General features: G+C 68.8%; 19 protein-coding genes. 5 read left to right on the top strand and 14 right to left on the bottom strand.

From position 1 onward, the window contains the following. Window positions 1-188: 188 nt before the first annotated feature. The 7 genes from ACGF7Y_RS27590 to ACGF7Y_RS27560 all read right to left on the bottom strand — a co-directional run bounded on the left by ACGF7Y_RS27590 (window position 189) and on the right by ACGF7Y_RS27560 (window position 7,503). Window positions 189-1,826: a cation acetate symporter gene (locus ACGF7Y_RS27590; protein WP_174371801.1), complete on the bottom strand. Its 1,638-nt coding sequence runs from the start codon at window positions 1,824-1,826 to the stop codon at window positions 189-191. Next, entirely contained in the window at window positions 1,823-2,179 is a 357-nt protein-coding gene (locus ACGF7Y_RS27585) for a DUF485 domain-containing protein (RefSeq protein ID WP_393238416.1), read from the bottom strand. The genes ACGF7Y_RS27590 and ACGF7Y_RS27585 overlap by 4 nt, the downstream gene beginning before the upstream one ends. A gap of 161 nt (window positions 2,180-2,340) precedes the next feature. Continuing rightward, entirely contained in the window at window positions 2,341-4,095 is a 1,755-nt protein-coding gene (locus tag ACGF7Y_RS27580; RefSeq protein WP_393238413.1) for a cation acetate symporter, read from the bottom strand. 78 nt (window positions 4,096-4,173) lie between these two features. After that, window positions 4,174-4,539 (bottom strand): hypothetical protein, encoded by a 366-nt coding sequence (locus ACGF7Y_RS27575; protein ID WP_062976980.1) that lies wholly within the window; start codon window positions 4,537-4,539, stop codon window positions 4,174-4,176. Further along, entirely contained in the window at window positions 4,536-5,333 is a 798-nt protein-coding gene (locus ACGF7Y_RS27570) for a LytR/AlgR family response regulator transcription factor (RefSeq protein WP_393238409.1), read from the bottom strand. Before ACGF7Y_RS27570 ends, ACGF7Y_RS27575 begins: the two co-directional genes overlap by 4 nt. Window positions 5,334-5,543: 210 nt before the next feature. Further along, a complete protein-coding gene (locus ACGF7Y_RS27565; protein ID WP_393238406.1) occupies window positions 5,544-6,740 on the bottom strand; it encodes a sensor histidine kinase in 1,197 nt (398 codons plus the stop codon). Between the two features lie 325 nt (window positions 6,741-7,065). After that, entirely contained in the window at window positions 7,066-7,503 is a 438-nt protein-coding gene (locus ACGF7Y_RS27560) for a hypothetical protein (protein ID WP_393238403.1), read from the bottom strand. A gap of 317 nt (window positions 7,504-7,820) precedes the next feature. Between ACGF7Y_RS27560 and dnaE the strand changes: the two genes are divergently transcribed. Together dnaE and ACGF7Y_RS27550 are read left to right on the top strand one after the other, a co-directional pair. Next, window positions 7,821-11,369, top strand: a complete 3,549-nt coding sequence (dnaE, locus tag ACGF7Y_RS27555; RefSeq protein WP_393238400.1) for a DNA polymerase III subunit alpha — start codon at window positions 7,821-7,823, stop codon at window positions 11,367-11,369. Window positions 11,370-11,620: 251 nt separating this feature from the next. Further along, window positions 11,621-12,226 carry a nitroreductase family protein gene (locus ACGF7Y_RS27550; RefSeq protein WP_393238397.1) on the top strand — a complete coding sequence of 202 codons (606 nt, stop codon included), beginning with the start codon at window positions 11,621-11,623 and terminating at the stop codon, window positions 12,224-12,226. A 75-nt stretch (window positions 12,227-12,301) separates the two neighbouring features. Here ACGF7Y_RS27550 and ACGF7Y_RS27545 read toward each other — a convergent pair whose 3' ends face one another. From ACGF7Y_RS27545 to ACGF7Y_RS27530, 4 genes are all read right to left on the bottom strand, one after another. Beyond that, window positions 12,302-12,502: a hypothetical protein gene (locus ACGF7Y_RS27545; protein WP_393238394.1), complete on the bottom strand. Its 201-nt coding sequence runs from the start codon at window positions 12,500-12,502 to the stop codon at window positions 12,302-12,304. After that, window positions 12,499-12,843 carry a hypothetical protein gene (locus ACGF7Y_RS27540; RefSeq protein ID WP_393238391.1) on the bottom strand — a complete coding sequence of 115 codons (345 nt, stop codon included), beginning with the start codon at window positions 12,841-12,843 and terminating at the stop codon, window positions 12,499-12,501. Before ACGF7Y_RS27540 ends, ACGF7Y_RS27545 begins: the two co-directional genes overlap by 4 nt. Window positions 12,844-12,849: 6 nt before the next feature. Next, entirely contained in the window at window positions 12,850-13,209 is a 360-nt protein-coding gene (locus ACGF7Y_RS27535; protein ID WP_393238388.1) for a hypothetical protein, read from the bottom strand. Window positions 13,210-13,323: 114 nt separating this feature from the next. Further along, window positions 13,324-13,575: a hypothetical protein gene (locus ACGF7Y_RS27530; protein WP_393238385.1), complete on the bottom strand. Its 252-nt coding sequence runs from the start codon at window positions 13,573-13,575 to the stop codon at window positions 13,324-13,326. Window positions 13,576-13,736: 161 nt separating this feature from the next. Here ACGF7Y_RS27530 and ACGF7Y_RS27525 point away from each other — a divergent pair, with 161 nt between their 5' ends. Both ACGF7Y_RS27525 and ACGF7Y_RS27520 read left to right on the top strand, forming a co-directional pair. Then, window positions 13,737-14,624 (top strand): helix-turn-helix domain-containing protein, encoded by an 888-nt coding sequence (locus ACGF7Y_RS27525; RefSeq protein WP_393238382.1) that lies wholly within the window; start codon window positions 13,737-13,739, stop codon window positions 14,622-14,624. Further along, window positions 14,621-14,830 (top strand): DUF397 domain-containing protein, encoded by a 210-nt coding sequence (locus ACGF7Y_RS27520; RefSeq protein WP_393238379.1) that lies wholly within the window; start codon window positions 14,621-14,623, stop codon window positions 14,828-14,830. The genes ACGF7Y_RS27525 and ACGF7Y_RS27520 overlap by 4 nt, the downstream gene beginning before the upstream one ends. A gap of 82 nt (window positions 14,831-14,912) precedes the next feature. Here the strand turns inward: ACGF7Y_RS27520 and ACGF7Y_RS27515 are convergent, their stop codons facing one another. After that, window positions 14,913-16,109, bottom strand: coding sequence for a Cmx/CmrA family chloramphenicol efflux MFS transporter (locus tag ACGF7Y_RS27515; RefSeq protein WP_393238376.1), 1,197 nt, complete (start codon window positions 16,107-16,109; stop codon window positions 14,913-14,915). Between the two features lie 73 nt (window positions 16,110-16,182). Further along, complete coding sequence (locus tag ACGF7Y_RS27510; RefSeq protein WP_393238373.1) at window positions 16,183-16,755, bottom strand: TetR/AcrR family transcriptional regulator; 573 nt, start codon at window positions 16,753-16,755, stop codon at window positions 16,183-16,185. A gap of 158 nt (window positions 16,756-16,913) precedes the next feature. On the opposite strand from ACGF7Y_RS27510, the gene ACGF7Y_RS27505 reads away from it, so the two are divergent. Next, a complete protein-coding gene (locus tag ACGF7Y_RS27505; RefSeq protein WP_393238370.1) occupies window positions 16,914-17,315 on the top strand; it encodes a hypothetical protein in 402 nt (133 codons plus the stop codon). A gap of 3 nt (window positions 17,316-17,318) precedes the next feature. On the opposite strand, the gene ACGF7Y_RS27500 is transcribed toward ACGF7Y_RS27505, so the two are convergent. Continuing rightward, the gene (locus ACGF7Y_RS27500; RefSeq protein ID WP_040865979.1) at window positions 17,319-17,936 is read right to left on the bottom strand and encodes a class I SAM-dependent methyltransferase; all 618 of its coding nucleotides are present in this window, start codon (window positions 17,934-17,936) and stop codon (window positions 17,319-17,321) included. Window positions 17,937-18,090: the final 154 nt, after the last annotated feature.

Here is an 18,090-nt window from a genome sequence, read left to right as displayed (position 1 = left end):
TGCTCGGCCCAGAATGCTTCCCGATCGGCCGCCGCCCGCTGGTAGAACCCCGCGTCGGCGTTCGCCTGAGCGGCGAACTCCGCGCTCGGCGGGTAGGCGGTGGTGGTGTCGCGGTCATCGGTGGTTGCGCTGGTCACGCGAGATCTCCTAACGAAAGAGCAAGGGGGACGAGGAAGGCCGGGCAGCGATCAGTGCACCACCGCCTTCTCCGCGCCGACGCCGGTGAGCGAGCGGACCTCCATCTCCGCAGCCTTGGCGGGGTCCTCGGACCTGCCGCCGACCAAGGTGCCGATGACGCCGAGCGCGAACGCCAACGGGATGGAGACGATGCCCGGGTTGGACAGCGGGAACCAGTCGAAATCCGATCCCGGGAGCATGGCGGTCTTGCTGCCGGAGACCGCGGGGGAGAACACGATCAGCACGATCGTCGAGATCAGGCCGCCGTACATGCTGAACAGCGCACCGGTGGTGTTGAACCGTCGCCAGAACAGCGAGAACAGGATGGTCGGCAGATTCGCCGACGCCGCGACCGCGAACGCCAGCGCCACCAGGAAGGCGACGTTCTGCCCGTTGGCCAGGATGCCCAGGGCGATGGCCAGCACGCCGATCACCACCGCGGTGATGCGGGACACCCGGACCTGTTCGCGCTCACCGGCTTTCCCGCGCTTGATGACGTTGGCGTAGATGTCGTGGGCGAAGGAGGCCGACGCCGTGATGGTCAGGCCCGCGACCACCGCGAGGATGGTGGCGAAGGCGACCGCGGAGATCACACCGAGCAGCACCACGCCGCCGAGTTCGAAGGCCAGCAGCGGCGCCGCCGAATTCTGCCCGCCCGCGGCCGCGAGGATGCGGTCCGGGCCCACGATCGCCGCCGCGCCGTAGCCGAGCACCAGGGTGAACAGGTAGAACGCGCCGATCAGGCCGATCGCCCAGACCACAGAGCGCCGTGCCTCTTTGGCGGTGGGCACGGTGTAGAAGCGCATCAGCACATGCGGCAGGCCCGCGGTGCCGAGCACCAGTGCCAGGCCGAGGGAGAGGAAGTTGAGCTTCGAGGTCTCGCTGCCGCCGTACTGCGCGCCGGGAGCGAGCACGTCGCGCGCGGCGACGGCCTTGTTCGCCGAGCCGGAGACCGCTTCCTGCGCGGAGCCCAGGATGTCGGAGAAGTTGAAACCGAACTTCGCGAACACCATGACGGTCATCAGCGCCGCGCCCACGATCAGCAGCACCGCCTTGATGATCTGCACCCACGTGGTGCCCTTCATACCGCCGACCAGCACGTAGACGATCATCAGCACGCCCACCACGGCGATCACGACGGACTGCCCGGTCTTGTCGGAGATGTCCAGCAGCAGTGCGACCAGGCCGCCCGCGCCCGCCATCTGCGCGAGCAGGTAGAACAGGGACACGGTGAGCGTGGACAGCGCGGCGGCGGTGCGTACCGGGCCTTCCTTCAGCCGGAAGCTCAGCACGTCGGCCATGGTGAATTTGCCGGTGTTGCGGAGCATTTCGGCGACCAGCAGCAGCGCGACCAGCCAAGCGACCAGGAATCCGATGGAATAGAGGAAACCGTCGTAGCCGTAGACCGCGATGGCGCCCGCGATGCCGAGGAAGCTCGCGGCCGACAGGTAGTCGCCCGCGATGGCGACGCCGTTCTGCGGGCCGGAGAAGCCGCGCCCTCCGGTGAAGTAGTCGGCGGCGGTGGCGTTGTTGCGGCTGGCGCGGATCACCACGATCATCGTGAACACGACGAAGACGCCGAAGATGGCGATATTGGCGACCGGGTTGCCGACCGTCGCGGCGGCGGCGTAGGTGTGCACGGTGTTCACGCTCGGTCTCCCTCGAGGTAGCCGCGGATGGTCGCCGCGCGCGGATCCAGTTCCCGGTTGGCGAACCGGACGTACAGCGCGGTGATGGCGAAGGTGGATACGAATTGGCCGAGGCCGAGCAGCAACCCGACGTTGACGTCGCCGAACACCGGGCGGCTCATGAAGTCGTGGGCGTAGGCGCCGAGCAGGACGTAACCGAGGTACCAGAGCAGGAACAACGCGGTCATCGGAAACACGAAGCGGCGCAGGCGCGTTCGCAGTTCCTGGAATTGGGGACTCGCCTGCACTTCGGCGAATTCTGCTGCGCTCGGCGCTCGCCGCGGGGCGGTGTCGTCGAGTTCGATACTGGTCATGAGTGTCCTACCAAGTGACGTGGCTTACTTCCCGAGGACGGTAAGCCGGGCCTGCGGCTCACCAGTAGGCTGTGGCGTGGGTCACTCTGTGAAGGTGCCCGAATCTGCGCTGAGCGGTCGATGTGACGCGATGAACGGTCGTCGGCCGCCCGGGGCCTCGGTCAGTCCGAGCGCAGGCTGCGCTCGCGGTCGGCGCCCATGCCCAGTCGCTCCGGCGCGTGCATCCGGACGAAGATCCGGCTCACCGCCCTCGCGCCGACTCCGCGGGTGAACGAGCTGACCAGCACCATGGTGGCGAACGCCAACGGCACGCTGATCGCCGCCGGATAGCCGAGCAGCGCAGCGGGCCAGCCGCCCGCCACCGCGTCGGAGAATCCGCCGGTGACCGAGACGGCGGTCGCGGTGCCCGCGGCGAGCCCGCCCGCGATCAGACCGGCCGCCGCGCCCGCGGCGGTCAGCCCGCGCCACCAGATGCCCAGCACCAGCAGCGGGCACAGCGTGGAGGCGGCCACCGCGAAGGCCAGGCCGACGGTGCGCGACAGGTCCAGCGACACGACGGTCAGCGACAGCGCCAGCGGAACCGAGCCCGCGACCAGCGCCGCCGCGCGGAAGTCCCGGATCCGCCCGCGCAGCATGTCGGTGCTGAGCACGCCCGCGATGCTCACCAGCAGTCCCGACGAGGTGGACAGGAACGCGGCGATCGCGCCCGCCGCGGCCAGCGCCGCGAGCAGCTGCCCCGGCAGTCCGGCGACCACCGAGCCGGGCAGCAGCACCACCGCGGCATCGGAGGTCCCGGTGATCAGCAGTTGCGGCACGTACAGCCGGGCGAAGACGCCCAGCAGGACGGGGAACAGGTAGAACAGTCCGACCAGGCCGATCACCGCGAGCGCCGTCGCGCGCGCGGCCCGCCCATCGGGGTTGGTGTAGAAGCGCACCAGCACGTGCGGCAGGCCCATGGTGCCGAGGAAGGTCGCGAGGATCAGTGAATAGACCTGGTAGGCCGGATGCGGTCCACCCAAGCCGCCGCCCGGCGCCAGCCAGCCCGTGCCGTCGGCGGGTGCGCCCGCGACCACCGGCACGGCGGCCCCGGCTTCCAGCACCAGCCGCGTGCCCGCGGACAGCTCGTGGGTGCCGGGCGCCAGCGGCACCGGACCATCGACCGCGCGGTCGTCGAGTGTTCCCGTGATCGAAACCTGCTGCGGCGCACCGACCCGCACCACTACGTCGGTGGTCACGTCGACGGTCGTGCGCTCGGACACCACCGGCGGGGCGGGCGCGCCCAGCTCCCGCTCGTCGGCGAGGAAGTGCCCGAGCAGCACCAGCGCGGGAAGGGCCACCGCGGTCAGCTTCAGCCAGTACTGGAACGCCTGGACCAGGGTGATCGAGCGCATCCCGCCGCCGACTACGTTGGCGAGCACGATCGCGCCCACCGCCACCGCGCCCACCCAGTCCGGCACCCCGAGCAGGATGTGCAGGGTCAGCCCGGCCCCTTGGAACTGCGGGATGAGATACACCGCGCAGATGAGCACCACGACGGTGGCCGCGAGCCTGCGCAAACGCAATGAGCCCAGCCGGAATTCGGCGAAGTCGGGCACCGTGTACGCGCCGGAGCGGCGCAGCGGAGCGGCGACGAACAGCAGCAGCGCCAGGTATCCGGCGGTGAAGCCCACCGGGTACCACAGCGCGTCCGCGCCGTATTTCGCGATCAACCCGGCCACGCCGAGAAACGAGGCGGCCGAGAGGTATTCACCGGAGATCGCGGCGGCGTTCCAGCGCGGTCCCACGCTGCGCGACGCGACGAGGAAGTCGGAGGTGGTGCGCGCGAGGCGCACGCCGTACGCGCCGATCGCGACGGTCGCCAGCGCCGCGAGGACCAGCGCGGCCACGGTGAGCGCAGGCGCCGTGCTCGAGGTCATGGAGCGCTCCGGGGCGGGCGCATCGGTTCGGCGGGCGATGTGGACGTGATCGACTTGTTCATGGTGAAGGGCGCACCATCAGTCCTCGGCCAGTTCGAGGAAGTCCTGTTCGTTGCGTTCGGCCAACCGCACATAGGTGCGGCCGAGCAGGAACAGCAGCGGGTAGACGGCTCCGCCGAGCAGCAGCCACGGCAACCGGATGCCCAGCACCGCCATGGAGCCGATCGAGCCGGTCCGGAACAGCACCGGCAGCGCGCACAGCAGCGCGATGCTCACCAGGCCGACGCGTAGCGCGAGCCCGAGTTGGGCGCGGATCAGGCCCCCGATGAGCGCTTCGCCGAACTCGGTTTGCTCGGCGACCTCCACCCGCGTGCGCACCCGCCGGGCGCCACGTCGCTCGGAGAGCACGACGCGCCTGCGGACCGGACGCTGCGGCCCGGTCATTGGTTGCCCCGGTGCTGCCGGGGCCGGTGCACCAGCCGTTGTTTCAGCTCACGAACCTGTCTTCGGCTGACCGGCAGTTCGACCGCTTGCGCGTCGCCCTCGGCCCGCAGGCACACCACGGTCCCCGAACCCTTGCTGCGCAGCCCGGTGACCAGCCGCAGCGCCACCAGGTACGACCGATGCACCCGGAGGAATCCGGCGTCGTGCCAGCGAGCCTCCAGCGCCGACAACGGAATCCGCACCAGGTGCGATCCGGCGCTGGTGTGCAGCCGCGCGTAGTCACCGTCGGCTTCCACCCAGCTCACGCTCGATCGCGGGACCAGCGTGGTCACTCCGCCCAGTTCCACGGGGATGACCTCGTTCGGGTCGGTGCGGGCTTCGGCGGCGGGCGGGTGCGGCGCGCTGCGCGCCGCGGCGATCCGCCGCACCGCCTCCGCGAGCCGGTCCTCCCGCAGCGGCTTGAGCAGATAGTCCACCGCGCCCAGGTCGAACGCCGCGATCGCCCGGTCGTCGTGGGCGGTCACGAAGACCACGGCGGGCGCGGCGGCGAACTCCGAGAGGATGCCCGCCAGCTCCATGCCGTCCAGTCCCGGCATGTTGATGTCCAGGAACACCGCGTCGATCGGATGGGCGCGCAGCACCCGCAGTGCGCTGGTGGCGTCGCCTGCCGCGTGGATCTCGCCGATCTCGGTCCGCGCGCGCAGCAGATACACCAGCTCGTCCAGAGCGGGTTTCTCGTCGTCCACGGCGAGCACGCGCAGCGCGCCCGCCGGTTTGCCGGTAACGCGGGTCACAATCGCACCATCGTAAGGCTCCCCTGCGAGGCCGCCGACGGGTGCCGTCGGCGTGACGCCCTCAGCTCCCGGCGGCACCTCGAGGGTCGCGGCCGGACCGCTGGAGTCGACCGACGCCCGCGACGAACGCGCGCACTTCCGCAGCCGCGCGTCGAGCCGGTGCTCGCAGCGGCGCGGGGGTGGCGTGCCGGTTGGTGTCGTGTGCCGGTCTTATGCCCGGATGCCCGCGCGGAACTTGGGGACGCGCAGGCTGACCTTCGTGCCCGCGCCGGGCGCGGTTTCCACGACCAGGCCGTAGTCGTCGCCGAAGGCCGCGCGCAACCGGTCGTCGACATTGGCCAGCCCGACGTGCGCGGCCTCACCGGAGCCCGCCGGGCCCGTCCCGGCGTCGACGGCGTCCAGCGCGCCGGAGCGCAGCAGATCCGGGTCCATGCCGACGCCGTCGTCCTCGACGCTGATCACGCAGTCGGTACCCGCGTCGGTGGCGACGATGCTGACGGTGCCGCCGTGCGCGGTGCCCGCCAGCCCGTGCCGCACCGCGTTCTCCACCAGCGGCTGAAGCGCGAGGAAGGGCAGCACCACGCCGAGCACCTCGGGCGCGATCCGCAGCCGGACCTGGAGCGCGTCGCCGAAACGGGCGCGTTCCAGCGCGAGGTACCGCTCGATGTTGCGCAACTCGTCGGACAGCACCGTGAATTCGCCGGCGGCGCGAAAGGAGTACCTGGTGAAATCGGCGAACTCGAGGATCAGCTCGCGGGCCCGCGCCGGGTCGGTGCGGACGAACGAGGCGATGGTGTTCAGCGCGTTGTAGATGAAGTGCGGGCTGATCTGGGCCCGTAGCGCGCGCACCTCGGCGCGGTCCAGCCGGGCCCGCGACGCGTCCAGCTCGGCCAGTTCGAGCTGCCCGCAGGCGTACCGCGCCACCTCGGCGACCGCACCCAGCCGGCCCGGTCCCGGCTGCCCGGCGCTCACGACTCCCAGCACACCGGCCACGCCGTTGGATTCGACCAGCAGCGGTTGCGCGATCAGCGTGCGTCCCGCGTGTTCGCCGCGTCCCGGTCCGGCGACGAGCACCGGGCGCTCGCCCGCGACGGCGCGCACGGCGGCTTCGCCGAAGTATTCGGCCAGTTCGGCGTGCGGGCCGTCCCAGGCGAGCAACGTGCCGTCGGGGTCGGCCAGCGCGAGCGCTTCGGCGCCGGTGAGTGCGCGCAGGTGCGGCGCCGCCTCCCGCGCGGACTGCTCGGTCAGCCCGCGCCGCAGCGGGACCGCCGCCAGCGACGCGGTGTGCAACGCCGAATGCACCGCCCGCTCCGCGGGGGTGGTCACCACTCTGCGGGTGCGCGACCAGATCAGCAGCGCCCCGGCGATCAGCGCCGCCGCCGCCGCGGCGGCGAGTGCGGTGGTCATGGCGGGCATCGGCGCACGGACTGCATGGGCTGATTATCGCGTCGGCCGCAATCGTGCGCGCAGCGGTGGCGGTCCTGATGTGAGGTCGGCCTGGAGTATCGGCCGGATCGCGCGGCAGGGTGGCGGATCCGGGGCCCGCGATCGAGTCCCGGAGCATCGATCGGAGTGCCTGAGGCACGCGGTGGGGTCAGCGGCTGCGTCGTGACGCGGTGGCGGACCTGCGGACGGTCGCGGTGCGGCGCGGTGGCGGCCTGGGGCCGTGATGGGGCGCCCCGCGGCGGCTCCGCCGCGGGGCACCGGTGCCGCGGTCCGGTCCGGTCGGAGTTCAGCCCTGGTACTGCGGGACCGTGAACTCGATGGTGCCGGGTTCGGGGAAGTGCGCCGCGCCGATGCTGACCGTCGCGGTGAACTGCCCGATGCCGGGGAGGAACAGCGCGGAGTGGCCGCTGTTGCCCCAATAGCCGGGGCCCTGCGCGACCACTTGGAACGTACCTTCCTGACCGGTGTCGACGTTGCGATAGTTCAGCGTGACCGGCAGCGTGCAGGGCCCGACGCCGACCAGCGTCGCGCCCACGGTGAAGGCCGCCTGGTTGGGGTAGGCGTTGCCGTTGACCGACATCTCCACCTGACCCACGCACGGCCCCTGGGCCAGGGTGTACACGGTGGCGAACGCGGCGGGGGCGGCCGCGGCGGGCGCGGCCGTCGCGACCAGTGCCGCCATCGCCGTAGCGGGGACCATCAAGAGCGCTGTCGTCGAATTCATCGACACCTCCACGATTTCGGGAAAATCCGGTCTGCCGTGCTGGCCCGTCCCCGAGAAGCGCCGGCATCGTCGTGGGGAGGGAAGCAGAGATTACCGCCGAGCCACGGCCGCCGTTCGGGTGTTCCCGAATTCGGCAAGACCCCGACACTCGCGGAAATCGGCCACTACACGGCGAGTCCCCAGGACGCGCCGGTGATCTTCCCCACCGACACGCCGGACGCCCGAGTGGCGCCAGCGCGCCGGTCCGAAGCAGTCGGTGGGCACGCCTAGAATCGGTCCAGCCAACCCCCGTCGAGACCTTGGGAGGAAGGACCGTCTTGGCCGCCTCGTCCGGATCGTTCGTCCATCTGCACAACCACACCGAGTACTCCATGCTCGATGGTGCGGCCAAGATCTCGCCACTGTTCAGTGAGGCGAAACGGCTGGGGATGAACGCGGTCGGGATGACCGACCACGGCAACATGTACGGCGCGTCGGAGTTCTACAACTCGGCCAAGAAGCACGACATCAAGCCGATCATCGGCATCGAGGCCTACATCGCGCCCGCCTCCCGGTTCGAGACCAAGCGCGTGCAGTGGGGCGATCCGAGCCAGAAGGGCGACGACGTCTCCGGCTCGGGTGCCTACACGCACATGACCATGGTCGCCGAGAACGCGACCGGCCTGCGCAACCTGTTCAAACTCTCCTCGCTGGCCTCCATCGAGGGCCAGCTCGGCAAGTGGGCGCGCATGGACGCGGAGATCATCGCCCAGTACGCCGAAGGCATCATCGCGACGACCGGCTGCCCCTCCGGCGAGGTGCAGACCCGCCTGCGTCTGGGGCACGAGCGCGAGGCGCTGGAGGCCGCGGCCAAGTGGCAGGAGATCTTCGGCAAGGACAATTTCTTCCTCGAGATCATGGACCACGGCCTGTCCATCGAGCGCCGGGTCCGCGAGGGGTTGCTGAACGTCGGCAAGCAGCTGGGCATCCCGGCGCTGGCCACGAACGACTGCCACTACGTCACCAAGGACCAGTCCGCCAACCACGAGGCGCTGCTGTGCGTGCAGACCGGCAAGACGCTGTCGGATCCCACGCGGTTCAAGTTCGACGGTGACGGCTACTACCTGAAGTCCGCCGAGGAGATGCGCGCGCTGTGGGACGCGGAGGTGCCCGGCGCGTGCGACAACACGGTGCTGATCGGCGAGCGGGTCCAGTCCTACGACGACGTGTGGGCCTTCAAGGACCGCATGCCGATCTTCCCGGTGCCCGAGGGCGAGGACCAGGATTCCTGGCTGCGCAAAGAGGTCGACCGCGGCCTGGCGCGCCGGTTCCCGGACGGCGTGCCCGAGGAGTACTACAGCCGCGCCTATTTCGAACTGGACGTCATCAAGCAGAAGGGTTTCCCCGCCTACTTCCTCGTCGTCGGCGACCTCGTCAAGCACGCGCGGGAGGTCGGCATCCGGGTCGGCCCCGGCCGTGGTTCGGCGGCCGGTTCGCTGGTGGCCTACGCGCTCGGCATCACCAATATCGATCCGCTGCCGCACGGCCTGCTGTTCGAGCGGTTCCTCAACCCGGAGCGCCCGTCCGCGCCCGATATCGATATCGACTTCGACGATCGCCGTCGCGGTGAGATGGTCCGCTACGCGACCGAGAAGTGGGGCACCGACCGGGTCGCCCAGGTGATCACCTTCGGCACGATTAAAACCAAGGCCGCGATCAAGGACTCCGCGCGCGTCCAGTTCGGCCAGCCCGGCTTCGCCATCGCCGACCAGATCTCCAAGGCGCTGCCGCCGCCGATCATGGCCAAGGACATCCCGCTGTCGGGCATCATGGACCCCGATCACGAGCGGTACAAAGAGGCCGCCGAGGTCCGCGAACTCATCGGCAACAACCCGGACGTGGCCAAGATCTACGAGACCGCGCGCGGACTCGAGGGCCTGATCCGCAACGCCGGTGTGCACGCCTGCGCGGTGATCATGTCCTCCGAACCGTTGATGGACGCCATCCCGGTGTGGAAGCGGCCCCAGGACGGGGCGATCATCACCGGCTGGGACTACCCGTCCTGCGAGGCCATCGGCCTGCTGAAGATGGACTTCCTCGGTCTGCGCAACCTCACCGTCATCGGTGACGCGCTGGACAACATCAAGGCCAACCGCGGCATCGACCTGGACATGGACAACCTGCCGCTGGACGACCCCGCGACCTACGAATTGCTCTCGCGCGGCGACACGCTCGGCGTCTTCCAGCTCGACGGCGGTCCCATGCGCGACCTGCTGCGGCGCATGCAGCCCACCGGCTTCAACGACATCGTCGCCGTGCTCGCGCTCTACCGCCCCGGCCCGATGGGCATGAACGCGCACAACGACTACGCCGACCGCAAGAACGGGCGGCAGCCGATCAAGCCGATCCACCCCGAGCTGGAGGAACCGCTCAAGGACATCCTCGCCGAGACCTACGGCCTGATCGTCTACCAAGAGCAGATCATGTTCATCGCGCAGAAGGTCGCCTCCTACTCGATGGGCAAGGCCGACGCGCTGCGCAAGGCCATGGGTAAGAAGAAACTCGAGGTGCTGGAGGCCGAGTACAAGGGCTTCCACGAGGGCATGACCACGAACGGCTTCTCCGAGGCCGCGGTGAAGGCGCTGTGGGACACCATCCTTCCGTTCGCCGGCTACGCGTTCAACAAGTCGCACGCCGCGGGCTACGGCCTGGTCTCGTTCTGGACCGCCTACCTCAAGGCCAACTACCCGGCCGAGTACATGGCGGGCCTGCTCACTTCCGTGGGCGACGACAAGGACAAGGCCGCGGTCTACCTCTCCGACTGCCGCCGCCTCGGCATCACCGTGCTGCCGCCGGACGTCAACGAGTCCGAGCAGAACTTCGCCTCCGTCGGCAAGGACATCCGCTTCGGTCTCGGCGCGGTGCGCAACGTCGGCGCGAACGTCGTCTCCTCGATCATCCAGGCGCGCAAGGAGAAGTCGAAGTTCACCGATTTCTCCGACTACCTGAACAAGATCGACGCCATCGCCGCGAGCAAGAAGGTCACCGAATCGCTGATCAAGGCAGGCGGTTTCGACTCCCTCGGGCATCCGCGCAAGGGCCTGATGCTGATCCACTCCGATGCCATCGACGCCGTGATGGCCACCAAGAAGGCCGAGGCGATCGGTCAATTCGACCTGTTCGGCGGCCTGGACGCGGACGAGTCGGTGACCTCGGTGTTCAACGTGAAGGTCCCCGACGAGGAGTGGGAGTCCAAGCACCGGCTCGCACTGGAGCGGGAGATGCTCGGCCTGTACGTCTCCGGGCATCCGCTCAACGGCGTCGAGCACGTGCTCGCGGCGCAGGCCGATACGCAGATCCCCGCCATCCTGGAGGGCGACATCAAGGACGGCACCCAGGTGACCGTCGGCGGCATCCTGGCCTCGGTGAACCGGCGCATCAACAAGAACGGCCTGGCCTGGGCCTCCGCGCAGCTGGAAGACCTCACCGGTGGTATCGAGGTGCTGTTCTTCCCGCAGTCGTACTCGGTGTACGGGATGGACGTCGTGGAGGACGCCGTGGTGCTGGTCAAGGCGCGCGTCTCGGTCCGCGACGACCGCATCTCGCTGATCGCCAACGATCTCGCCGTGCCCGACCTGTCCGCGGTCGGCGTCGCCAAGCCGCTCGCGGTCACCGTCACCACCCGCATGTGCACACCGGACAAGATCGGCGAACTCAAGCGTGTCTTGTCCAGGCACCCCGGCACGTCGGATGTCCATATCCGGCACGTCGGCGCCCGAGACAAGACCACGCTGCTGAAGCTCGACGAACGCCTGCGAGTCTCACCGTCCTCGGCACTGATGGGCGACCTCAAGGCGCTGCTGGGACCGGGCTGCCTGGCCGGCTGAGCGGTGGGTTCCGCGGCCGGGACTCGGGCCACTGGTCGGCGGGTGTGTCGCGCTAGGCGCGTCCGGGAACTCAGGTTCCGAAACCTCGCCGACCGGGCAGGCTGTCGTGGACAAGCGCCGACGCGCAACGCCCATCCTTCCGCTGGAAGCGGATTCCCTTTTCGATGATCGCGGCCATCCGCGGTATGTAGGCACAACCATGCATGACGTCGTCCGCGGGTCCGGACGAGATGGTGCAATACGCTGTGGCAGTGGAGTTCTCGGAGGTACTGCGGCGGCGGCGAATGGTCCGGTACTACACGACCCAGCCGTTGGAGCGGGATGTCATCGAGCGAGTGGTGGGCTCGGCGCTGCGTGCGCCTTCTGCCGGATATGCGCAGGGGTGGGCGTTTCTCGTGCTGACTCGTGAAGCCGACCGCGAGCGGTTCTGGAGGTTCGCACCGGTTCGCGTTGATCGGGCCGCGGCGGTGCAGAACGCGCCGCTGATCGTGGTCCCCCTCTCGAACAAAGACGCCTACCTGGACCGCTACACCGAGTCGGACAAGGGGTGGACTGATCGGGATGAAGCACGGTGGCCGGCGCCGTACTGGCATATCGACACCGGGATGGCGGCATTCGCGATGCTGCTGACCGCAGTGGACGAGGGGCTGGGGGCATGCTTCTTTGCCATCATGCCCGAGCATCTCGAGGGTTTCCGTGCCGAGTTCGGCGTTCCAGATGAGTACGACCCGATCGGTGCGATCACCGTTGGCTACCGTGCCGCCGACCAGCCTTCGGCCCGATTCGGTCACCGGCGGCGTGGTGTCGAGGACGTTGTTCACGACGGGTATTGGGGCCACGCTTGGCGCAATGCATAGTCCGAACCCCACCCCTACGCCGGGACGCGCGATATTCGGGCGCAAGCGTGCGTACGCTCGGCGGGTGCCGCATCGTCAGGAGTCGAGCCACTGCTCGATTCGCTCCAGACTCGCGGCGGAGAGGACGACGTCGCCGTCTTCGGCGTCCAGCAGTTTCCAGTCGTGTGGCGACATCGGTTCGCGCACCAGACAGTAGCCTGCCCGCGTTGCCCGGTAAGCGACGTTGCGGAACCGTTCGGAACTCGGATCCGGTGCGACTTCTTCGGTTCGATTCATGAGGGATTGCTCCATGGGTGGCGTCGGGCGGAATCCGGTGTGATGCGCCCGGCGGCGACCAAGGCGGTGAACGCGGTGCGTTTGCGGCCGCAGTCGTGATCGCGGTGCAGTTGCATCGCTCGGTGTGCTTCGGTGATGGTCAACGGCTGGGCGGGTGTGGCGCATGTCCACGCTTCCGGCCACTGGATCGGGCGCACGGTGCCCCGCGTACAGGCGGCCCTGTGCCCGCGCGCGGGGCGGCGCGGCCGGTCGGTCGGCCACACGCACCCGACGCCGAGCAATGCCGCGCCGCAACCGGCGAACACCGCCGCGATGCTCGACAGCGTGGTCCATATCCCCACGTCCGCTCACCGCTGGCAGCCGTTGCCCACATCGGTGCGCAGCCCCTCGGCTAGCTTGCTCAGACCATCGAGCACCTGCTGGAACGTCCGGGGTTCCGGCATGCTGTCGGCGGACAATGCGGGACCGGTGTGCTCGGTGGGGAAGTCGATGCCACGCTGGTGTGCGCGTTCGCGTGGACTCCTCGTCTGCGGCACGATCCGGCCGTGCCGCACGAGTGTGTAGAAGGCGACCGACTTCCACGCGCACCGATCGATCCGGCATTCCCGATGCCGTCGCATCTGCCGATGCGCCAGCTCGACCTCCGCCAGCCCGCAAATGCTCGGCGGCGCAACGAGAACCGCACCATTCCCGCCATAACGCAACATATTCGAATTCCTCCATGGCCCACCGGGGCCGGTGATGTCGAGTGGCACGCGGCTGCGGCATCTCGCGAATAGACCCTCTCCACCATGTGCCGTTGATCTTGAAAAGCGTGGCCGTCACGCCTGGTGGCTGCCGGATTCCCCGGTCGCCAACGTGTTTCGGCCTCGTTGGGTGATTTCGTAGCGGTTTGTTCGGGCTCCGGTCACGATCAGTTCGCGGCCGGCCAGGTTCGCCAGAGCTTGGCGGGTGTTCCAACCGGTGAGGCCGGTCGACACCTTGATCTGATGTTCGGTGAGCATCCCGCCGCAGCTCAGCACCCGCAGGATTCGGACTTGTGCGACGGAGAGGCTTCCCTGTTGCTGAGCCATGCGGCTATGTTGCTCGACGCACACAGCATCCGTAGATGGGAAACGGATGGTCCGTTGAAGTCGGCCATCCGGCCAGAGCCAGGACCGGTCCACCGCGATCCAGCGTCCGAATCGGACCGGGACCTGGGCCGTTTCGGACCGAGCAGGGGAAAAGGGGAGTGATGGGGAAGGACGATCGGCCTGGTTCGACACTGCCGCGTCGGCAACTCGGCCGGGCGCTGCGGGAGGCGCGTGAAGGCGCGGGATTCACGCTCGAACGCGCCGCGCAACTCATGGAGATGGGCAAGACCTCGGTCGGCCGGATCGAGAAGGGGCAGAACGACAAGGTCAGGCTGCGCGATGTGGAAGCCTTCGGCAATCTGTACGGCCTCGACGCGGATCACGTCGAGCAGCTCAAAGCCCTGGCGCAGCAATCAGCTACGAAATCGTGGTGGCAGGCATCGCGCAATCTGATTGTGCCTGGGTACAACACGTACCTGGGTTTGGAATCGGGGGCATCCGAACTCAACTTCTACCAGCCAGTGATCATTCCGGGCCTGTTGCAGACCAAGGGCTACGCGACGGCTGTCGAAGGGCCGATGCGATCGGACGAGACAGAAGGCGATATCGCACAGCGGGTTTCGCTGCGGTTACAGCGATCCGTAATCCTCACGCGCCCCCGCAGTCCGGTGCGAGCCGAGTTCATACTGCACCAGAGTGTGTTGCACACGATCGTTGACTCGCCTCGGACGATGTCGGCAGAATTGCGACATTTGGCTGATATGAGCACGCTGGAGAATGTCACCGTCCGAATACTGCCGTATTCGGCGGGCTACCCAGGCCATGTCGTGGCAACCCCCTACATCATTCTCGACTTCCCACCGGACGGCCGGGGGTATACAGAGCCGCCGATCGTCTATAGCGAAACCACCATCGGAACAATGTTTTTCGAGGAAGACGACGATGTCAACCAGTTCCGAGTGCTTCACGAGACCCTCCAGAGCGCTGCCCTGGAGGAGCAACCATCAAGAGATCTTCTCAGGAAGATGGCAAGGAGTTACGAGCAGTGACCATCGACCTATCCGGCGCGCAGTGGTTCAAATCGGGCCGGAGCACTGGTAAAGAGGCGTGCATCGAAGTCGCCTGGCTGGAGGCGGGCCGTGTCGGTGTTCGCGATTCGAAGGATCCGACCGGTCCGGCGCTGATCTTCGCGCCGGACCAGTGGGATGCCTTCGCCGCTGGTGTCCGGGGCGGGGAGTTCAACCGGCCGGGCTGAACAGGTCCCACCGACCGCAGCAGCGGCTCTGCATCCGGCCTGTATGGGGCCGGGGCAGGGCCGCTGCCTTCGCGAAGGACTGTCAGACCATGTCGGCCAGTGCCGGGGCAGGTGTGTTGGCCACAGCCCGCGTGACCTCCTTTCGGTGCAGGGCGTGGCTGCACGCGACGACGGCGAGGGCGGCGAGGCCGAGAACCACGCCGATCCAGGCCACCGCCGCGTAGCCGAGGCCCGCGCTGATGGCCAGGCCGCCGAGCCAAGGCCCTGCGGTGATGCCGACGTTGAACGAGGAGATGTTCGTGGCTCCCGCCAGGGTGGGCGCGTCGCCCGCGAGGGTGAAGACGCGGCTGTTCAAGGTCGGGTTGATGCCGAAGCCGAAGGCTCCCAACAGGAATGACGACAGCACGACGGGCGCGGGGTGTTCCATCGTGAGGGCCAGCAGCGCCGAGATGAGCACGCCGCCGGTGATGCCGACGTAGAGGCTGGTCAGCGGCCGACTGTCGGCGGTGCGCCCACCCACGACGATGCCGAGGAACGCGCCGAGCCCGTAGATGCCGAGTACCACCGGGATCCAGCTGTCGGCGATACCGGTGGCGCGCGAGAGCAGCGCGCCGAGGTAGGCGAAGGTGACCATCAGGGCGGCGATGGCGAGTGCGGTGGTGGCGTAGGACAGCCACAGCGCGGGGCGCGTCATCGTGCGCAGTTCGGTGCGCAGTCGCAGCTGCGCGTCGGTCCGTCCGCCGGGGATCTTCGCCAGCACGCCGATCCCGGCCGCCGCCGACAGCAGCGCCACCGCCCAGAACGCCGCCCGCCAACCGAGTTGCTGCCCGATCACGGTGCCCGCCGGGAGCCCGATGATGATGGCCAGGGTGAGCCCGCCCGCGACGACGCTCATCGCCTTGCCGCGCGCGGTGGCGGGCACCAGGCCGATCGCCGTCGTCGCGGCCACCGCCCAGAACCCGGCGTACACGAACGCACCGACCACCCGCGTCGCGAACAACACCCAGTAGTCCGAGGTCAGCGCCCCGACCACGTGGGTGCCGACGAATACCGCGAGAAAGGCGAGCAGTGCGGTGCGCCGCGACCAGCGCAGCGTCGCCACCGCCAGCACCGGCGCGCCCACCAGCATGCCCAGGGCGAACCCCGAGATGAGCAGGCCCGCGCGCGGCACGGAGACGCCCAGGTCCGCGGCCATCTCGGTGAGCAGGCCCGCGAGCATCAGCTCCGAGGTGCCCTGGGCGAAGATCGACAGACCCAGGACGTAGATCGCCACGGGCATCGGTACCTCCTTATATTGTACTGATCTATCCAAAATGAGGGCACGGCAAAGCCGTCGCCAGGGGGTGGAAGGTTCAGAGCGCGTCGAGCGCGGTAGTCGCGATAGCGGCCAGTGTCTCGCGATCCGCTCCGCCGCGTGCGGCCACTCGCATGCCGCCGATGGTGGCGATCACGAAGTGGGCCAGGGCAGAGGGGTTCTTGTCCGGTGCGATCTCGCCCGCGCGTCTGGCCGTCTCGAACACGTCGGTCAGCACGGCGAGCCGTCGCTCCTGGTCGGCGGCGAGCACGGCGGCCAGTTCGGGGTCGCGCGGGGCCAACTCGATCGTCGAATTGACCACGAGACAGCCTAGCGGGTCCTCCTCGGGGGCTTCGACGATTTGCCACAGCAGTGCGTGGATCTTCGCGCGCACCTCCGTCCGGCTGTCGAGCAGGTCGAACGTCGCGGCGTTCTTGGTCGTCATGTAGCGGCGCAGGGCGCGCTCGAACAGGTCGCGCTTGCTGGTGAAGGTGTTGTAGATGCTGCTGCGGCCCAGTCCGGTCGCGGCGCACAGGTCTTCGGTGGAGGTCGCTTCGTACCCCGTGCGCCAGAACGCGTGCATCGCCGCGTCGAGCGCGCGGTCCTCGTCGAACAACCTGGGGCGTGGCATGGGTTCACGCTAGCACGGTTTTGAACAGATCGTTACAATATATTCCGGGCGGGGCTCCGACCTGGGGTGTTCCGATCTCCAAGCGGCTGTTAAGCATTCGATTGGCGGGGTGGCGGACAGTTCTCGGCAAGTCGTCCACTCCAGGAAAGAGGATCGTCATGCAAGCCATACTCCGGAGCCTGCGCCTGCTCGTACTCGGCGCCACCGTGCTCGCGGCCGCGTTCGCCGTCGCGGCGGTCGGTGCGGGCGCCGCGAACGCGGGGTCGGTGTACGCGATCGAGTTCGCGCCGGGGAGCGACCACGCGTCCATCGACGGCGCGGTGGTTCGCGGCGACGCCGACACCTACGCGTTCGAGGCCCGGGCCGGGCAGACGCTGATCACGGAACTCACCTCGGTCGAGGGCAACGCGCGGTTCGCCACCACCGCCCCCGACGGAAGCGTCCTGTGCCTCGAGGAGACCTGGAGCCGGATCACCCTGCCGCGCAGCGGCTACTACACCATCTCGGTGGAGCCGAGTCGCGGCAACGCGACCTATACCTTGTCGGTCCGCATCGTCTGATCGTCAGGGCGACACCGCGACACCGAGCGTCTGGGCGACCAGGAAGCGGGGAGCGTGCTCCCCGTAGAACGACTCGGCGTCGCGGATCTCGAAACCGGCGTCTGTCACCAGGCCGCGAATGTCGCGGTTCAGGTGGCAGCCGCCGAACAGTCGTTTCTGGACCGGGTTCAGCCGGTTCTGCCACGCCCGCACCTTCTCGTCCGGCGCCAGCCCGTGTTCGACGAAATGCAGGGTTCCGCCGGGGACGAGCACCCGGCGCACCTCGGCGAGCGCGGCGGCGATATCGGGAATGGTGCACATCGTCCAGGTCGACAGCGCGCAGTCGAAGGTGTCGTCCGGGAAGGGCAGCGCCTGCCCGTCCAGCCCGGCCCGCTCGATCGGCACGGTGGCGGCGGTGACGCGGTCGCTCGCCAGCCGCCAGCCCAGATCGGCGGGCTCGACGGCACGCACCGACGCGACCGTCGCCGGATAGAACGGCACGTTCAATCCCGAACCGAAACCGACTTCCACGACCTGCCCGTGCAGATCGGCGCAGGCCCGCTCGCGCAGCGGATCCAGGTCCCGCATCCCGCAGGCCAGGTTGACGATCCGGGGAACCACGTGCTCCGCATAGACACCCACACCTCCACTCTTGCAGGCGTCGCCCGTCCGGGCCAGGGTCCTACGGCCACAACCCGGCGGCTGTCGGAGCCCGGCTCGGTCACCGTGGTCGGGGTGGGCCTCCGTATCCGGTCGCCGCGCACGCCGCTGTGCTCGAGACCGCTGTCCGAATCCG

The sequence above is a fragment of the Nocardia sp. NPDC047654 genome (assembly GCF_043205035.1).
Taxonomy (GTDB): domain Bacteria; phylum Actinomycetota; class Actinomycetes; order Mycobacteriales; family Mycobacteriaceae; genus Nocardia.
The sequence above is the reverse complement of the archived record's forward strand: the minus strand, read 5'-3'. Positions and strand labels throughout refer to the sequence as shown.

Excerpts from the sequence above, each read along its gene's own strand:
- ACGF7Y_RS27505 (WP_393238370.1), top strand. The coding sequence starts at position 16,914 with ATGCAAGCCATACTCCGGAGCCTGCGCCTGCTCGTACTCGGCGCCACC.
- ACGF7Y_RS27560 (WP_393238403.1), bottom strand. The coding sequence starts at position 7,503 with ATGAATTCGACGACAGCGCTCTTGATGGTCCCCGCTACGGCGATGGCG.
- ACGF7Y_RS27565 (WP_393238406.1), bottom strand. The coding sequence starts at position 6,740 with ATGACCACCGCACTCGCCGCCGCGGCGGCGGCGGCGCTGATCGCCGGG.
- ACGF7Y_RS27585 (WP_393238416.1), bottom strand. The coding sequence starts at position 2,179 with ATGACCAGTATCGAACTCGACGACACCGCCCCGCGGCGAGCGCCGAGC.
- ACGF7Y_RS27545 (WP_393238394.1), bottom strand. The coding sequence starts at position 12,502 with ATGAATCGAACCGAAGAAGTCGCACCGGATCCGAGTTCCGAACGGTTC.
- ACGF7Y_RS27575 (WP_062976980.1), bottom strand. The coding sequence starts at position 4,539 with ATGACCGGGCCGCAGCGTCCGGTCCGCAGGCGCGTCGTGCTCTCCGAG.
- ACGF7Y_RS27580 (WP_393238413.1), bottom strand. The coding sequence starts at position 4,095 with ATGACCTCGAGCACGGCGCCTGCGCTCACCGTGGCCGCGCTGGTCCTC.
- ACGF7Y_RS27525 (WP_393238382.1), top strand. The coding sequence starts at position 13,737 with ATGGGGAAGGACGATCGGCCTGGTTCGACACTGCCGCGTCGGCAACTC.
- ACGF7Y_RS27530 (WP_393238385.1), bottom strand. The coding sequence starts at position 13,575 with ATGGCTCAGCAACAGGGAAGCCTCTCCGTCGCACAAGTCCGAATCCTG.
- ACGF7Y_RS27535 (WP_393238388.1), bottom strand. The coding sequence starts at position 13,209 with ATGTTGCGTTATGGCGGGAATGGTGCGGTTCTCGTTGCGCCGCCGAGC.
- ACGF7Y_RS27510 (WP_393238373.1), bottom strand. The coding sequence starts at position 16,755 with ATGCCACGCCCCAGGTTGTTCGACGAGGACCGCGCGCTCGACGCGGCG.
- ACGF7Y_RS27515 (WP_393238376.1), bottom strand. The coding sequence starts at position 16,109 with ATGCCCGTGGCGATCTACGTCCTGGGTCTGTCGATCTTCGCCCAGGGC.